The following is a 14,847-nucleotide window of genomic DNA, read 5'->3' as shown; positions in this document are numbered from 1 at the left end:
TCAGAGGGGGAGGATCCAGCTGCCCGAGCTGAAGCGCACGGTGTCGTTGTCCGCGTGCGGGTCCTCGGGGGCGGTGATGCGGATCGTGCCGGCCGGGGCCGCGCCCGCCACCTTGAAGGGGAAGGTGCCGCCTTGTCCGGCCGGCATCAGCCTGCTGCAGCTGAGGGCGGTGATGCGGTCGTTGCGCGACGCGTCGCACGTCCAGCCGCCGCCCGGCACGCCCCGGAAGGTCGCGGAGCGGTCGAAGGCGATGGAGATCGTGACGGTGCGCGCCACCGGGTTGCTGCCGCCGTCGGCGGTGATCGGCACGATGATCCGCCGCTGCAGGTAGGTGCTGTCGTTGGTGATCGAGGGCGTCCCGAGGCCGAAGTCGGTGGGCGTGACCGGCGGCGGGGTGGGGGTCGGCTCGGCGGTGGGGGTGGGCGACGGCTCGGGGCCGGCCGACTCGCCGGGTGCCGGGGCGGTGCCGGCCGTCGGCTCGGGGCCGGGCGTCGGCTCGACCTCGTCGGTCCCCGTGGTGGGTGCCGTGGTGGGTGCGGTGGTCGGCTCCTCGACCGGCGCAGGGTCGGAGGACCCTGCCGGCTCCTGTGACGGCTCCGGTGCCGGGGTGGCGACGACCGGCGGGGCGGTGCCGGGCTCGGGCGAGGGCGTCGGGGTGGGTGAGGCCGACGCCACGACCGAGGGCTGGTCGGGTCGCACGAGGTCGGTGCCCCCGACCACGACCCCCGTGGTGAGCGCTCCCGTGACCACCGTCGTGGCGACGACCGCGGGCGTGCCGACGGTGGCCGCGGTCGCGGCGGCGGCCTGCGCGGGCACCAGGGCCACGCGCGCGACCTGGGCGACGACCGCCGACGTGAGCATGGACGCGCCTGCGTACCCGCCGGCGGCGACGAACCCGCCGCCCGCCGCCACGCTGCTGGCCGCCGTGCCGCTCGCCGCCGCGGAGCCGGCCGAGGCCATCGCGCTGCCGGCCGCCAGGCTGCCGGCGCCAGCGATGGCGGTGGCCGCCATGCCCGTCGCGCCCAGGTAGCCGGCGGCAGCCGGACCCAGGACGGCGGGGGCGAGGAGTCCGCGCAGGTTCTGGTTGACCTCGACGAGCTCGAGGTGGACCCCGGTGCACCGCCGGCAGCCGTCGAGGTGCTCGTCGACCTTCGCCGTGTCGCGCGGTGACAGCGTCTGACGGACGTAGCCGCCGAGCAGGGGGGTGACTCGACGACAGGCGTCGTCGGTCGCCGTGGCCGCATGGCTCTCCAGGTAGGCGGCGCGCAGGCCCTCGCGGGCGCGGTAGGCGAGGGCGGAGACGGCGTTGGGGCTCATGCCGAGCAGCGGGGCGACGGCGGCGGGCTTCTGGCCCTCGACCTCGACGTGCCAGAGGACGAGCTGCCACCGCTCGGGCAGCGACGCGAAGGCGCGGGCCGCGGCGTCGTTCTCGAACGCGATGCTCACCGCGTCCTCGAAGGGCACGCCGCGGTCGAGCACGGCGTCGTCGTCGGTCGGCCGGGTGCGCGCGGTCGCACGGACCCGGTCGAGGTGCAGGCGCCGCACCGACGTCAGCAGGTAGGCACGGAACGCCTCGTCGGGGCCGCGGCCGTCCTGCAGCACCGCGAGGACCTTGAGGAAGGCCTCGGAGACGAGGTCGTCGGCCTCCCCGGTCGTGAGGAGCTGGCGGGCGAGGCGCGTGGCCGCCTGCACGTGGCGCTGGAAGAGGACGGCGTAGGCGCTCGTGTCGCCGGCGCGCACGGCGCGGATGAGCTCCGCGTCGCTGCTGTCCAGCGTCGTGGCCTGCGCGTCCCGCACGTTCGTCTCCCTCGTCCAAGCTCCCGTGGTGTCCAACGAGCGAGCGGCCTCGACGTCACGACCGGGAAGACGCCTCCGAAAAAAAGTCGTCGGTACCGCGTCATGGAACGTCGGCCCGCCCGTTCCTCCTACGACCGACACGAGAGGGGGACCGACATGGAGGACACGCGACGCGCGGCAGCGCTGCTCGCCGACGCCGTCCGTGGCGGTCGGACCGACGTCGAGGACGTTGCACACGTGGTGGGAGCGAGTGCAGCGCTCGACGGGTCCCCCCTCGACGAGGTGATCGACCTCGTCGAGGAGGCCTTCGACGGCGCTCCACGGCACGTGGCCGTGCGGGCGGCGTGCCTCGGGTGGGCCGAACGTGCCGTGGCACGGGTGCACGAGGCAGGCTGCGAGGACCCGTTGACGTCGTTGTCGACGGTCCCGCACCTGCACAGCAGGTTGGGCGACGTGTACCGCGCCGCCGCTGTCGAGGAGCAGCGCGCAGGCGACGGGCACGTGCTCGTGGTGGTCGACGTCGGCGTCGGACGGGCGAGGTCGTCGCTCGAGACGTCGGTGCGGGCCATCGAGGTGGGCCAGGTGCTCAGGTCGGTGTACCCGGGTGGCGAGACGGTCGCCCGGGTGGGACCGGGGCGCTTCGTGGTGGTGTCGGCGAGGGAGCGCGCCGACGCCACGACCCTCGCACTCGTCGGTGTGCTTCTCGGGCGCACGCCGGTGGGTGGCACGGCGCCTCGGCTGTGGGTGGAGGAGCTTCCACCCACGGCCGAGGACCTGCCGGGCCTGCTCCACGCGCTGTCGTCCTGATCGGCGGGAGGGCGTCGCGTCGGTGCGGCGCTGCTGTCGGTGCGGTGTGGGAGGCTCGTGCCATGTGCGGCAGGTACGCGACCACACGGACGTCCGCCGAGCTCGACGACGCGTTCGCGGCCGGGCTCGGCGACGGTGTCGAGCTGCCCGCGCCCGACTGGAACGTGGCGCCCACCAAGCAGGCTCCGCTCGTCGTGGGGCGCCGGCGCGACGACGCCGACGAGGCGGCCCCGCCCCGGCGTGAGCTGCACGCCGCCACGTGGGGACTCGTGCCGAGCTGGGCCAAGGACCGCTCGATCGGCAACCGGATGATCAACGCGCGGTCGGAGACGGTCGCCGAGAAGCCGGCCTTCCGCTCGGCGTTCGCGCGGCGTCGGGCGATCGTCCCCGCCGACGGCTACTACGAGTGGTACGCGGGGGAGGGGCCGAAGGCGCCGAAGCAGCCGTTCTACATCACGGCGGCCGGCGACGGCGACGCCCGTGACGTGCTCGGCCTGGCGGGGCTGTACGAGTTCTGGCGCCCGTCGCGCGACGAGCCGTGGCTGCTCACCTTCACCATCCTCACGACCAGCGCGGAGGGAGCCGACGGCCTGCTGCACGACCGCGCCCCGCTGCTCGTGCGGCCCGAGGTCCGCGACGCGTGGCTGGCTCCGGTCGCCCGGCCTGCCGACGAGCTGCTCGACCTGCTGGTCCCGGCCACCCCGGGCCGGCTCGAGGCGTGGCCCGTCAGCACCCAGGTCAACAACGTGCGCCACAACGGCCGGGAGCTCGTGGAGCCGTTGCCGGCCGAGTGAGGCGTGCCCGCCCGGGGGCCTTCGGAATAGGGCGACGGTGGGCACCGTTGTGATGCGTGTAAGGAGGCCGACATGCTCGCGTGCCCTGAGCGCACCACCACCAGCCCCACCGCACCGTCCGTCGACGTCGTCGCCCGAGGCGACCGTCGGACCGCGGGAGTAGGCTGGAGCACGATGACCGACACCCCAGAACGTTCCGCCCAGACCGCGGAGGCCAGCCCCTCAGGGGGCGCCGCGTCCGACCCGTCCGTCGACCTGCTCGCCGACGTGGTCGACTACAGCGATGTCGACGTCGCGACCGAGACGCCGGAGCAGCGTCAGGCCCGGTTCGAGGCCGAGGCGCTCCCGTTCCTGAACCAGCTCTACTCGGCCGGTCTGCGCATGACGCGCAGCCCGCAGGACGCCGAGGACCTCGTGCAGGAGACGTACGCGAAGGCGTTCAGCGCGTTCCACCAGTACAAGCCGGGCACGAACCTCAAGGCATGGCTGTACCGGATCCTCACGAACACCTACATCAACTCCTACCGCAAGAAGCAGCGTCAGCCGCAGCAGGTCACCGACGAGATCGAGGACTGGCAGATCGCGGCGGCCGAGGCGCACTCGTCGTCGGGCCTGAAGTCCGCGGAGATGGAGGCGCTCGAGCGGCTGCCCGACAGCGACGTGAAGGACGCGCTGCAGGCGCTGCCCGAGGACTTCCGCTACGCGGTCTACCTGGCCGACGTCGAGGGCTTCCCGTACAAGGAGATCGCGGAGATCATGGGTACGCCCATCGGCACCGTGATGTCCCGTCTGCACCGTGGTCGACGCCAGCTGCGCGAGCTGCTCGCCGACTACGCCCGTGACCGCGGCATGGCCGTGGCGAGCGGGGTGAGCGACCAGTGAGCGCCGAACCCACCGCCACCGGAGGCTGCGACGGCCCGGACTGCTCCAAGGCACTCGAGAACCTCTACCTGTTCCTCGACTCCGAGATCGACAGCGCGAGCTGCGAGGAGATCCAGGCGCACATCGACGACTGCAGCCAGTGCCTGACCGAGTACGACCTCGAGCGTCTGGTGAAGGCGCTGGTCCACCGCTCCTGCAGCGAGGTCGCCCCCGAGCCGCTGCGCGACAAGGTGCTCCTCTCGATCCGGGCCGTGCAGGTCCAGATCACCGAGTACCGCACCTCCTGACCCACCCAGCACCGCCCCTCCCCGAGCACGGGGAGGAGCGGTGGCGTGTCTGGGTGGGTCAGGCTTCTGGGTGGGGTGGGGCTGCGCTGGCGCCGCTCCTCGTTCGGGTGGGGCTGCGCCGGCGCGGCTTCGACTCGTCCTGCGCTCCGAAAGGGCCTCGACCGGGCGGCTGGGAGCGACGGCGGCTCCGGTTCCCGGGCTGTGGCGTGCGTCGGCCGCACGATTCTGCGTGTGCGCCCCCCGAGCGGTAGTTCTGCCACCTCAGCGCCCTGGGCGGTGGGTCTGCCGCCCTTCCCAGCGCTCGAAGGGTGGTGGATCAACCGCTGAGGGGGTCAGCGGGGGCAGTGCTTCTCCCTTCTCGTGGACCGTGCCACGAGAAGGGAGAAGCGCTGCCCACCCCCACCCTCAAGGGCACCCAACATTCTTCCTTCGTGCGTTCGATGTCGAACGCTTCTGCGTTCACGACGGGAATCCGTAGCAAACGCAGCATCCTTGAAAAACCGGCACACGAACGCAGATCCTTGCGTCCCACGCGACCCACAGCCCCAGAACTCAGGCCACTGCGCCCGCCAGCCGTCCGGTCGAGGCTTTTTCGGAGACCACGTCCGACGAGAGCCGAGGCAGCGCACTGGCGGGCCCAGAGCCCCCGCGCCAGCGCACCAGCAAGGTCACGACGCCGGCAGGCAGCGCACCAGCAAGCCCCAGACCCCCAAGCGCACCCCCCGACGCGTCGAAGCCCCCGCCGGCGTGGGCCGGTGGGGGCTTCGAACGTCTGCGCTCGCGGGGAGCGTCAGGTCACGCGTTGGGGCGCTTGCCGTGGTTGGCGCCCTTCTTGCGACGCGCGCGGCGCTTGCGGCCGGTCTTACCCATGATGGTCCTCCTCAGACGTCCAGCGTCCATGGTCCCACACGGGGCCTCCGGCGCGGCACACGCCCTGGCGCGTCGCGGTCCGGGACGCTCACGGAGTGGGCAGGCGCGACAGGAAGCGCTCACGGTCGACGACGACGCGCCGCACCTCGCCATGGGCGACGATCGTGCCGTGGGCGTCGTGCGCGGCGACCCTGAACCGCAGGAGCCGGCCGTCCTCATAGGTGACGTCGGCGGTCGCGGTGACCGTCGCGCCGACGGGGCTGGCCGCCACGTGCTCGACCTCGACGCGGGTGCCGACGCTCGTGCGGTGCTCGTCCAGGTCGAGTGCTGCGCAGGTGGCCTCCTCGAGCCAGGCCAGCAGCCGCGGGGTGGCGAGCACGGCGAGGTCCCCGCTGCCGAGGGCGGCGGCGGTGTCGGCGTCGCCGACCACGTGGGTCACGGTCGCGGTGCGGGACATGGGTCCTCCTGGGTCAGCGGACGGGTCGGGTCAAGACTGCCCGACGGGCTGCTCGCCGGTGTCGGACCACGCCGCCCACAGCTGCGCGTAGCGTCCACCGGCGCGCAGGAGCGTCTCGTGCGAGCCCTCCTCGACGACAGCACCGTCCTCCATCACGAGGACGCGGTCGGCGGTCCGGGCCTGGGTGAGCCGGTGCGCGATCACCAGCGCCGCCCGACCCTGCGTGACCGCGGCGGCCGCCTGCTCGAGCTCGCGGGCACCCGACGAGCCGGCCTCCGCCGTCGCCTCGTCGAGCACGACCACCAGCGGGTCGAGCAGGGCGACGCGGCTGAGGGCGAGCTGCTGCGTCTGGGCCGGGGTGAGGGGGTGCCCGAGGTCGCCGACCACGGTGTCCAGACCGTGGGGGAGCGTGCGGGCCCAGCCGGCGGCGTCGGTGGTCGAGAGGGCGCTCCACAGCGCGTCGTCGTCGGCGTCGGCCCGGGCGAGCAGCAGGTTGTCGCGCAGGCTGCCGGCGAAGACGTGCACCTCCTGCGACACGAGGGCCACGTGCCGACGCACGACGGGCTCCGGGGCCGTGGTCACGTCGAGGGCACCGAGCCGGACGTGGCCTCCGGTCGGCCGCAGCGTCCCGGCCGCGATGCCGCCGAGCGTCGACTTGCCGGCGCCCGTCGCACCGACGACGGCGACGTGCTCGCCGGGCTGGATCGTGAGGTCGACGGGGGCGAGCACGGGCCGGCCGCTCTCGTACGCGTGGTGCACGCCCTGCAGCGTGAGCACCGGCTCGGGGCCGGCGTCGACCGGCGCGACGTCGCGCGGCGGGATGAGCGCGACCCCGGCCAGTCGCGCCAGGGCGGCACCGCTGGCCTGCGCGGCGTCGAAGACGTAGAGCACCGCGCCGATCGGGTTGAACAGCCGGTGGAAGAAGAGTGCCGCGGCCGTCGCGTCACCGACGCTGGCCGAGCCGGTGCTGACGAGGGCGTAGCCGGTCGCCAGGACGACGACGAGCCCGACGCACTCCGACGCGTTCATGCGGGCGCCGAGTCGGGTGTAGAGGCGGAAGACGTCCAGCGTGATCGCGACGGCGTCGCTGGAGCGTCGCTCCACCCGCTCGAGGGCGGTGTCCTCGACGCCGAACGCGCGCAGCGTCGACGCGTCACGCACGCCGGTCACGAGCACCTCGGCGCGCGCGCCCTCCGCCGTGCGCTCGGCGCGGTAGTACGGGATCGAGCGCGGCAGGTACCAGCGCATGCCGAGCACGTAGCCGGGCGCGGCAGCGAGGCCTGCCAGGCCCAGCCGCCAGTCGAGCGTGAACAGCCCGCCGACGGTGAAGGCGATCGCCGAGACCGACGTGAGGAGCATCGGGATGGCCTCGTCGAGCGACTCGGTGACGCGCCGGACGTCGTCACCGACGCGCCCCAGCACGTCGCCGACGCCGGCGGCCTCGAGCTGCTGGGAGTCGAGATGGAGGGCTCGGTCGAGCACCTCCTCGCGCAGCTCCGCCAGGGCGGGGGCGACCGTCCTGGCGAGCGCTGCGGTCGAGACGGTGGTCGACACCGCCGCGACGACTGCGGCGCCCAGCATGACGGCGACCGGCACGAGCACGTCGGAGAAGCTGCCGTCGTCACGCACGACGTCGACGACGCGTCCGATCATGAGCACCGGCACGATCCCGGCGAAGCCGGTCACGAGGAAGGCGGCCACGGTCAGCGCCAGGCTCCCACGACGCGCGCGCAGCAGACGCCACGCGACGCGCGTCGTGCTGCGACCGTCGGCGACGGGCAGGAGCCGGTGGGCAGGCTGGGTCTGGCTCATCGGTCGACCGCCTCGCGGTAGTCCGCGTCGCGGAGCAGGTCGGCGTGCGTGCCCTCGGCGACCACACGGCCGCCGCGCACGACGAGCACGCGGTCGGCGGCGCGCAGGAGAGCCGGGCTGGAGGTCAGCACGAGCGTGGTCCGTCCGGTGCGCAGCCGTCGCACCCCGTCGGCCACGGCCTGCTCGGTCACGGCGTCGACGGCGCTCGTCGGGTCCTGCAGGACGACGACGGGCCGGTCGGTGGCCAGGGCGCGCGCCAGCGCGAGCCGCTGCCGCTGGCCGCCGGAGAGGCTGCTGCCGCCGGCGCGGACCGGGCGGTCGAGCCCGTCGGGGTGCAGGCGGACCACGTCGTCGGCGGCCGAGGCGGCGAGGGCCGGGGCGAGCGCGTCGTCGTCGTGCTGCCCTCCTGGGTCGACGGTGGTGCGCAGCGTGCCCTCCGTGATCCCGCCGTGGTGCGAGACGACGAGCAGGTGCCGGCGACGTCCGGCCACGGACAGCTCGGCGAGATCGACGTCGCCGAGACGCGCGCGTCCGGAGTCGAGGTCGAGGTCGCCCGAGAGCAGCGCCACCAGGGCGTCGGAGACCGCAGGGTCGTCGACCGCGACGGCGACCAGCTCGTCGTGGCGCAGGTGCAGGCTGAGCCCGTCGAGCGGACCTGCCGCGACGTCGTCGAGCACGAGCTCGGGTCGGTCCTGGCTGGGCGCGCGACCTCCGGGTGCGAGGACGCGCGGCGTGGCGAGGAAGTCGACGATGCGCGCGGCCGACGCGCGCGACGCCGCGAACTGCGCGCTCACGTCGCCGAGGCCGCGCAGCGGCTCGGCGAGGAACTGCGTGAGACCGACCAGCGCGATCAGCTCGCCGAGGCTGATGTCGCCGTCGAGGGCGCGACGCCCGGCGAGCAGCGCGACCGCGGCGAGCAGCAGTCCGCTGAGCGCGGTGGTGAAGCCGTCGAGGTAGCCCCAGGAGCGGGCGACGGCGACGGTGTCGTCGCTCGCCCGCGTGCTCGCGGCACGGTAGCGACGCAGGGCGACGTCCTCGCCACCGATGCCCTTGAGCGGGCGCAGACCCTCCAGCAGGTCGGCCGCCAGTCCCGAGGCGGCGGCCGTGCTCTCCTGCTGCCGGGCGGTGCGACGCGCCACCAGCGGGGCGAGCGCCTGGATCGCAACGAGCACGGCGGGGACCCCGAGCAGGATGAGCAGTCCCAGCACGACGTCGACGCGGAGCACGTACGCGGCCGTCACGAGCACCGCGACGAGGGACGCGATCGCGTAGCCGAGCTGGTGCAGGGCCATCGGCACGAGGTCGGCGTCGGAGGTCGCGATCGACAGCGTCTCGCCGGCGAGCCGGTCGGTCCGCGCCCCCCGCGGGTGCAGCACGTGCCCCGCGACCTCGACGCGCAGCGCGTGCGCCTCGCGCTCGATGCCCTGCTTGATGTAGCGCGCACCGAACCGGTAGCCGTTGCTGAGCACCACGAAGAGAGCGACGAGCACGCCGAGCGTCCAGGCGAGGTCGCCGAGACTGCCGCCGTCCACGGCCTGGTCGACGACGAGCCCGATGACGACGGGCACGAGGGTCTCGCTGAGCTGCCAGAGCGTCAGCAGGGGATAGCCGCGGCCGAGGTCGCGTCCGTTGCGGCGCAGCGCCCGGCGGAGCAGGGCACCGGCGGTGGCCGGCGCGGTGGTCGGCGCGTCGGGCGACGTCGTGCTGGTGCCGCGCCCGCCTCGTCCCATGCGAGTGAGGTTAGCCTAACCCGTCGTCGTCCCGACCGGCGGTCGCGACGACGACGGGCCGTGGCTCACACGCCGTGCGTGGTGCGCGGGTACTCCGCGGACACGTCGGTCATGACGTTCACGAGGTAGGGCACGCCCGACGCGAACGCGCGGTCGAGCGCCGGCCCGATCTGGGCCGGGTCGGTCACCATCTCGCCACCGCCGCCGAGCGCGGTGACGACCTGGTCGTAGCGCGTGTTCGGCGCGAGGTCGGCGGCGACGTCGTAGCCGTAGAGCATCTGCATGGGGCTCTTCTCCAGCCCCCACGCGGAGTTGTTGCCGACGACCATGACTACGGGCAGGTCGTGGCGCACGAGGGTGTCGACGTCCATGAGCGACATGCCGGCGGCGCCGTCGCCGAACAGCACGACGACCTGGCTCGAGGGTCGCGTGATCCGGGCCGCCATGGCGGCGCCCATGCCGGCGCCGAGGCAGCCGTAGGGTCCGGGGTCCAGCCAGCCACCGGGTCGCTGCGGCTCGACGAACTTGCCGGCGAAGGACACGAAGTCGCCGCCGTCGCCGATGACGACGGCGTCGTCGGCGAGGCGGGGGAGCAGCTCGCCGTAGATCCGTGCCGGGTGGATGGGGTCGCTGGCCGACGCGAGCAGGTCGACGTCGCGCGCGGCCGCGGCGGAGACGAGGTCCTGCAGCTGGCCGAGCCAGGACGACCAGTCCGGCCGGGAGCCGGACGCCGACTGCAGTGCGGCGAGGATGCCGTCGAGCACGAGCGTCAGGTCGCCGGCGGCCGAGCCGGCGAGGTCGGCGTGGGTCGAGAGCTGGCCGGGGGAGTCGGCGAGGTGGACGACCCGCGCAGGCGTGGCGCCGTCCTTGCCGCCGAACACGCCGTAGCCGAGACGGAAGTCGAGCGGCGTGCCGGCGACGACCACGAGATCGGCCCCCGAGAACGCCGCGGAGCGCGCCTTGGTGACGAGCTGGGGGTGGCCGCCCGGCAGGAGTCCGCGACCCATGCCGTTGGCGATGACGGGGATGCCGGTCTCGGCGGCGAAGCGCGACGCGGCGTCCTCGGCCCCGTCGGCCCAGACGTCGGTGCCGAGGACGAGCACGGGGTGGCGAGCGTCCTGCAGGAGTCGCGCGACGCGGGTGAGGTCGTCGGCGTCGGGCTGCAGGGGAGCCCGGTCGGGACCCGTGGCGGAGCCGAGGGGCCCGGCGTTGAAGAACTCGTCCATCGGGACGTCGACGAAGGTCGGTCCGCGGTGCGAGGACCCGGCGCGGTTGAACGCCTCGTGGACGGTGGGGGCGATGTCGGCGAGGGTGTGCGCGGTGGCCGCCCACGTCGAGACGGTCTCGAAGATCGGCGGGTGGTCGAGCTCCTGCAGGGTGCCCATGCCCCAGCGGGCGGCCGGCGCGCGGCCGCCGACGACCACGAGCGGCGACCCGGCGAAGTGGGCCTGCGCGACCGGGCTGACGCCGTTCGTGACGCCCGGACCGGCCGTGAGCACGGCGAGGCCCGGGGTGCGGGTCAGCTTGCCGACGGCCTCGGCGGCGAACACGGCGGTGGGCTCGTGCCGCACGTCGATGATGGGCATCGGATCGGCCGCGGTGACGGCGGCGTCGTACATGGGGAACACGTGGGCGCCCGAGAGCGTGAACATGGCCTGCACGCCGTGGGCGCGGGCCACCTCGAGCGCGTGGACTCCCCCGTGCGCGGAGCGCACATCGTCTGCACCGTGCGCGGAGCGCACATCGTCTGCACCGTGCGCGGAGCGCACCTGATCTGCGCTGTGGGCGGTGGGGGCGGAGCTCTCGCCGTCGGTGTCAGGGGTGGCCGCGGACTCGTCGGTCTGTGACATGGCTCGCACGCTACTGCACGGCGGTGTCGTTGTCCGGTGGGCCGTCGGGGGCGTCGAGGGGGCGGGCGCGGGTGGTCTGCCGGTACAGCCAGGGGCTCTCGCCGCGGATCTGGTCGAGGACGGCGAGGAGGAGGTCGGCGCGGTGGGCGGGCTGCTCCGCGAACAGCTCGGCGTCGCCGCGCAGGTCGGCGCGACCTTGCACGCCGAGGGCGAGCTGCAGGTGCAGGGCGCGCAGGAACGACGAGGTGTTCTTGGCGGTCGGGGAGGGCCACTCGTCGTCGAGGTGGCCGCGGGTGCGGGGTGCGCGCACGCCGGCACCGAGGCGGGCGAGCCATGGCTCGACGATGCTCGGGTCGAGCGCGTTGCGGTGCAGCGCGGTCATGACCGCGTAGGCGAGGCGGTCGTCCTCCCCGTGGCGCCAGACGTAGGAGGTGGGGGTGAGCACGCGGTCGGCGATCACGTCGAGCAGCACGGTCAGCTCGAGCCGGTCGAAGTGGCGTGAGCGGGCGAGGGCGGCGAGCAGGTCGGCGCCGTGGGCGATGGCGTGCGCCCACCCCTGCTCGGGCACCCAGCCGCGGTGGTCGAGCTCGCGCACGTACCAGCTGGTGGCGCGGTCGCCCCAGCCCAGCACGGTGGAGGACGGCAGGACGTGCAGGGTGTTGTCGCGGCCCACGATGTCGGCGAGCAGGAGGGCGCTGTAGGAGCGTCGGACGACCGAGACGTCGCCGTCGTGGCCGAGCCCGTACCGCAGGCCGGGCGCGACGCCGTCGCCGAGCCCGCCGAGGAGGTCGTCGTACACGCCGGTGGAGATCCACGTGGTGAGCAGCGGGTAGGCGAGGTCCTCGCGCAGCCGGGGGTTCGGGTGGCCGAGCATCTCGACGAGCTCCGCGGTGGACTCGTCGAGGGAGCGGTCGAGCGGGACCTGTCGACCGGTCCGCACCACGGCCTGCCAGTACGCCTCGGACATCTCGTCCATCGTGCCAGAGGGGTCCTGGTGGGCGGTAGCGCGGCTAGGGTGGGCGCGTGCCGACGCCCGACGACATCATCCGGTCGCAGACGGCTCTCGCGCCCGCCGACGTCGGGTGGGTGCACGCGCTCGTCGCGGACTGGCAGATCCTGGCCGACCTGTCGTTCGGCGACCTGGTGCTGTGGGTCCCCGACGCGGAGTCGAAGGGGCTGTGGGCGGTGGCGCAGATCCGTCCGACGACGGGCGCGACGACGCTGCTGGAGGACGTGACGGGCACGTTCGTGCCCGCGGAGCGCTCCCCGGCGGCGGGCCGGGTGCTGGCGGGCGCGGGGGCGCAGGACGACGACGACCCGGCGGTCGGCGACGGGCTGCGGGTGCGGCTGGTGCCGGTGCGGCGGGGCCCGGACACGATCGCGGTGCTGGCGGTGCGCAGCGGCCGCGACGCGCGGGCCACGAGCCACCTCGAGGTGACGTACCGGGCGTGCGCGGAGGCCCTGGTCGCCATGGTCGCGCGTGGCGAGTTCCCGACACCGGGCAGCCGCTCCGACCTGGCCGACTCGCTGCGGGTCGGCGACGGGTTCATCCGGACGCGCGCCGACGGCACGGTCGAGTACGCGAGCCCGAACGCCCTCTCGGCCTACCGTCGTCTGGGCCTGCACGGCGACCTGCAGGACGTCGACCTCGCCGAGGTGACGGCCGCGTGCGTCGGCCGCACGCCGACCGACCTGAGCACGGCGGCGGCGTTGGGGGGCATGGCGCCGGCGGAGGCCGAGGTGGTCGGAGCGGAGGCGACGCTGCTGCTGCGGGTGATCCCCGTGACCCGCGAGGGCGCGCGGGGTCGCGGCGAGCGCGACGGTGCCGTGGTGCTGCTGCGCGACGTGACCGACCTGCGGCTGCGGGAGAAGCAGCTGCTGTCGAAGGAGGCGACGATCCGGGAGATCCACCACCGGGTCAAGAACAACCTGCAGACGGTGGCCGCGCTGCTGCGGCTGCAGGCGCGGCGCATGGACGTGCCGGAGGCGCGGGCGGCGCTCGAGGAGGCCGTGCGGCGCGTCGGCTCGATCGCGCTGGTCCACGAGACGCTGAGCCAGGGGTTCGACGAGAGCGTCGCGTTCGACGACATCGCCGACCGGCTCCTGCGGTCGGTGCTCGACGTCGGGGGTCCTCAGGTGCGGGCGGAACGGATCGGGGCGTTCGGCCTGCTGCCGGCGGAGGTGGCGACGCCGTTGGCGATGGTGCTGACGGAGCTCGTGCAGAACGCCGCCGAGCACGCGTTCCCCGACGGCGCCGGTCGGGTGACGGTGGCGGTGAACCGCATCCGCGACCGGCTGCGCATGCGGGTGAGCGACGACGGGGTGGGGCTGCCGGCCGACTTCGACCCGACGCGCAGCCTGGGCCTCTCGATCGTCTCCACGCTGGTCGAGAGCGAGCTGGGGGGCGAGCTCGGGTTCGAGTCGCGCGCCGGGCGCGGCGCGACGGTCGCCATCACGCTGACGCTCTGAGACCTCGACGTCGACCTCGTCCTCGACAGAGTCGGGTGGCGCAGGGCCCCGGACGTCGAGAACCCCGTACCCGGGCTCGGGTACGGGGTTCGGACGCGTGCGGCGTGGAACGTCTCAGGCGGTGCGAATACGCGCCCGGGCGTTGCGACGCTTGAGGGCACGACGCTCGTCCTCGCTCATGCCTCCCCAGACGCCATGGTCCTGACCGGACTCGAGTGCCCACTGCAGGCACTGCTCACGGACGTCGCAGCGGCGACACACGACCTTCGCCTCCTCGATCTGCATGATCGCGGGGCCGGTGTTGCCGATGGGGAAGAAGAGCTCGGGGTCCTCATCGAGACATGCGCTGTGGTGGCGCCAGTCCATGACGACAGCTCCTTCCCTTGTGTGTGCAGGCGCGCAGGGATGTCCGCCCAGGGGAAGACCAACGCGCCGCGTTCATCGTTTCAACAAAAGGCGCGTCGCACAAGGGATAGCACGGTGGGTCGATGTCTGTTGAGTCACACAGGTCATACCAAAGGGGAGATCGCGGTCCTGGGCCGGGTGGCGTCGGGGCGTGGTCCTAGGCTGGCGGGGTGAGCGAGACCAGCGACCCGACCCCCTCCGACCAGGGCGGCGACGACCCTGTCGCGCCCCGGGGGCGCGCCCGGACGCTGCTGCTCGTGGCCGGCGTCGTCGTGGCGCTGCAGGCGGCTGGTCTGCTGGCGATCACGGTGCTCGAGCTGGCGTCGGTGGAGGCCGACCGAGTGGGTCTGGGCGTCAGCACCGCAGTCTTCCTCGGAGCGCTCGGCGTGCTGCTGCTGGTGGCCGTCGTCCAGGTGTTGCGGGGTCGAGCCTGGCCGCGCGGCTTCCTCGTCTTCTCCCAGCTCCTGTGCCTGGCGCTGTCGTTCAACTTCCGCGGCGACGCCTCGTGGATCACCCCGACCCTGGCGGGCGGCGCGGCCGTCGCGCTGGTGTGCCTCCTGTCACCTCCGGTCACCCAGGCGCTCGGACGCCACGATCCCGTGTGAGAATGGGCGACGGCATCACCTGCCGCGCTCCCGTGTCCGCGGGCCCGCCGTGCACCTACCGGTCGCGGGCCGCGTCGACGCC

The 14,847-nt window shown here is 74.0% G+C and carries 14 protein-coding genes; 6 read left to right on the top strand and 8 right to left on the bottom strand.

Features of this window, described 5'->3' with window-relative positions; translation table 11 throughout:
- Positions 1–1,797 (bottom strand): sigma-70 family RNA polymerase sigma factor, encoded by a 1,797-nt coding sequence (locus tag QE370_RS16230; RefSeq protein ID WP_309634969.1) that lies wholly within the window; start codon positions 1,795–1,797, stop codon positions 1–3.
- Positions 1,798–1,953: 156 nt separating this feature from the next.
- Here QE370_RS16230 and QE370_RS16225 point away from each other — a divergent pair, with 156 nt between their 5' ends.
- From QE370_RS16225 to rsrA, 4 genes are all read left to right on the top strand, one after another.
- Positions 1,954–2,604, top strand: coding sequence for a hypothetical protein (locus tag QE370_RS16225; RefSeq protein WP_253027140.1), 651 nt, complete (start codon positions 1,954–1,956; stop codon positions 2,602–2,604).
- A gap of 62 nt (positions 2,605–2,666) precedes the next feature.
- Positions 2,667–3,398: an SOS response-associated peptidase gene (locus QE370_RS16220; protein ID WP_309634968.1), complete on the top strand. Its 732-nt coding sequence runs from the start codon at positions 2,667–2,669 to the stop codon at positions 3,396–3,398.
- Between the two features lie 72 nt (positions 3,399–3,470).
- Positions 3,471–4,280 (top strand): sigma-70 family RNA polymerase sigma factor, encoded by an 810-nt coding sequence (locus QE370_RS16215; protein ID WP_374208347.1) that lies wholly within the window; start codon positions 3,471–3,473, stop codon positions 4,278–4,280.
- Positions 4,277–4,567, top strand: a complete 291-nt coding sequence (rsrA, locus tag QE370_RS16210) for a mycothiol system anti-sigma-R factor (RefSeq protein WP_253027143.1) — start codon at positions 4,277–4,279, stop codon at positions 4,565–4,567. Before QE370_RS16215 ends, rsrA begins: the two co-directional genes overlap by 4 nt.
- A gap of 795 nt (positions 4,568–5,362) precedes the next feature.
- Here the strand turns inward: rsrA and QE370_RS18235 are convergent.
- The 6 genes from QE370_RS18235 to QE370_RS16185 all read right to left on the bottom strand — a co-directional run bounded on the left by QE370_RS18235 (position 5,363) and on the right by QE370_RS16185 (position 12,253).
- The gene (locus QE370_RS18235) at positions 5,363–5,437 is read right to left on the bottom strand and encodes a 50S ribosomal protein bL37 (protein WP_369797015.1); all 75 of its coding nucleotides are present in this window, start codon (positions 5,435–5,437) and stop codon (positions 5,363–5,365) included.
- A gap of 88 nt (positions 5,438–5,525) precedes the next feature.
- Entirely contained in the window at positions 5,526–5,894 is a 369-nt protein-coding gene (locus tag QE370_RS16205) for a thioesterase family protein (RefSeq protein ID WP_253027144.1), read from the bottom strand.
- Positions 5,895–5,924: 30 nt separating this feature from the next.
- Positions 5,925–7,706 carry an ABC transporter ATP-binding protein gene (locus QE370_RS16200; RefSeq protein WP_309634967.1) on the bottom strand — a complete coding sequence of 594 codons (1,782 nt, stop codon included), beginning with the start codon at positions 7,704–7,706 and terminating at the stop codon, positions 5,925–5,927.
- Entirely contained in the window at positions 7,703–9,436 is a 1,734-nt protein-coding gene (locus QE370_RS16195) for an ABC transporter ATP-binding protein (protein WP_309634966.1), read from the bottom strand. Before QE370_RS16195 ends, QE370_RS16200 begins: the two co-directional genes overlap by 4 nt.
- A 65-nt stretch (positions 9,437–9,501) precedes the next feature.
- Positions 9,502–11,286, bottom strand: a complete 1,785-nt coding sequence (locus QE370_RS16190) for an acetolactate synthase (RefSeq protein ID WP_309634965.1) — start codon at positions 11,284–11,286, stop codon at positions 9,502–9,504.
- Between the two features lie 10 nt (positions 11,287–11,296).
- Complete coding sequence (locus tag QE370_RS16185) at positions 11,297–12,253, bottom strand: DUF2785 domain-containing protein (protein ID WP_083516588.1); 957 nt, start codon at positions 12,251–12,253, stop codon at positions 11,297–11,299.
- Positions 12,254–12,309: 56 nt separating this feature from the next.
- Here QE370_RS16185 and QE370_RS16180 point away from each other — a divergent pair, with 56 nt between their 5' ends.
- Positions 12,310–13,755, top strand: a complete 1,446-nt coding sequence (locus QE370_RS16180) for a sensor histidine kinase (protein ID WP_309634964.1) — start codon at positions 12,310–12,312, stop codon at positions 13,753–13,755.
- Positions 13,756–13,869: 114 nt separating this feature from the next.
- On the opposite strand, the gene QE370_RS16175 is transcribed toward QE370_RS16180, so the two are convergent.
- Positions 13,870–14,121, bottom strand: coding sequence for a WhiB family transcriptional regulator (locus QE370_RS16175; RefSeq protein WP_067856180.1), 252 nt, complete (start codon positions 14,119–14,121; stop codon positions 13,870–13,872).
- A 209-nt stretch (positions 14,122–14,330) separates the two neighbouring features.
- Between QE370_RS16175 and QE370_RS16170 the strand changes: the two genes are divergently transcribed.
- On the top strand, positions 14,331–14,765 hold the full coding sequence (locus QE370_RS16170) for a hypothetical protein (RefSeq protein WP_253022124.1): 435 nt from the start codon (positions 14,331–14,333) through the stop codon (positions 14,763–14,765).
- Positions 14,766–14,847: the final 82 nt, after the last annotated feature.

The sequence above is a fragment of the Aeromicrobium sp. SORGH_AS_0981 genome, from assembly GCF_031453195.1.
Classification (GTDB): domain Bacteria; phylum Actinomycetota; class Actinomycetes; order Propionibacteriales; family Nocardioidaceae; genus Aeromicrobium.
This window is presented reverse-complemented; position numbering and strand designations above follow the sequence as displayed.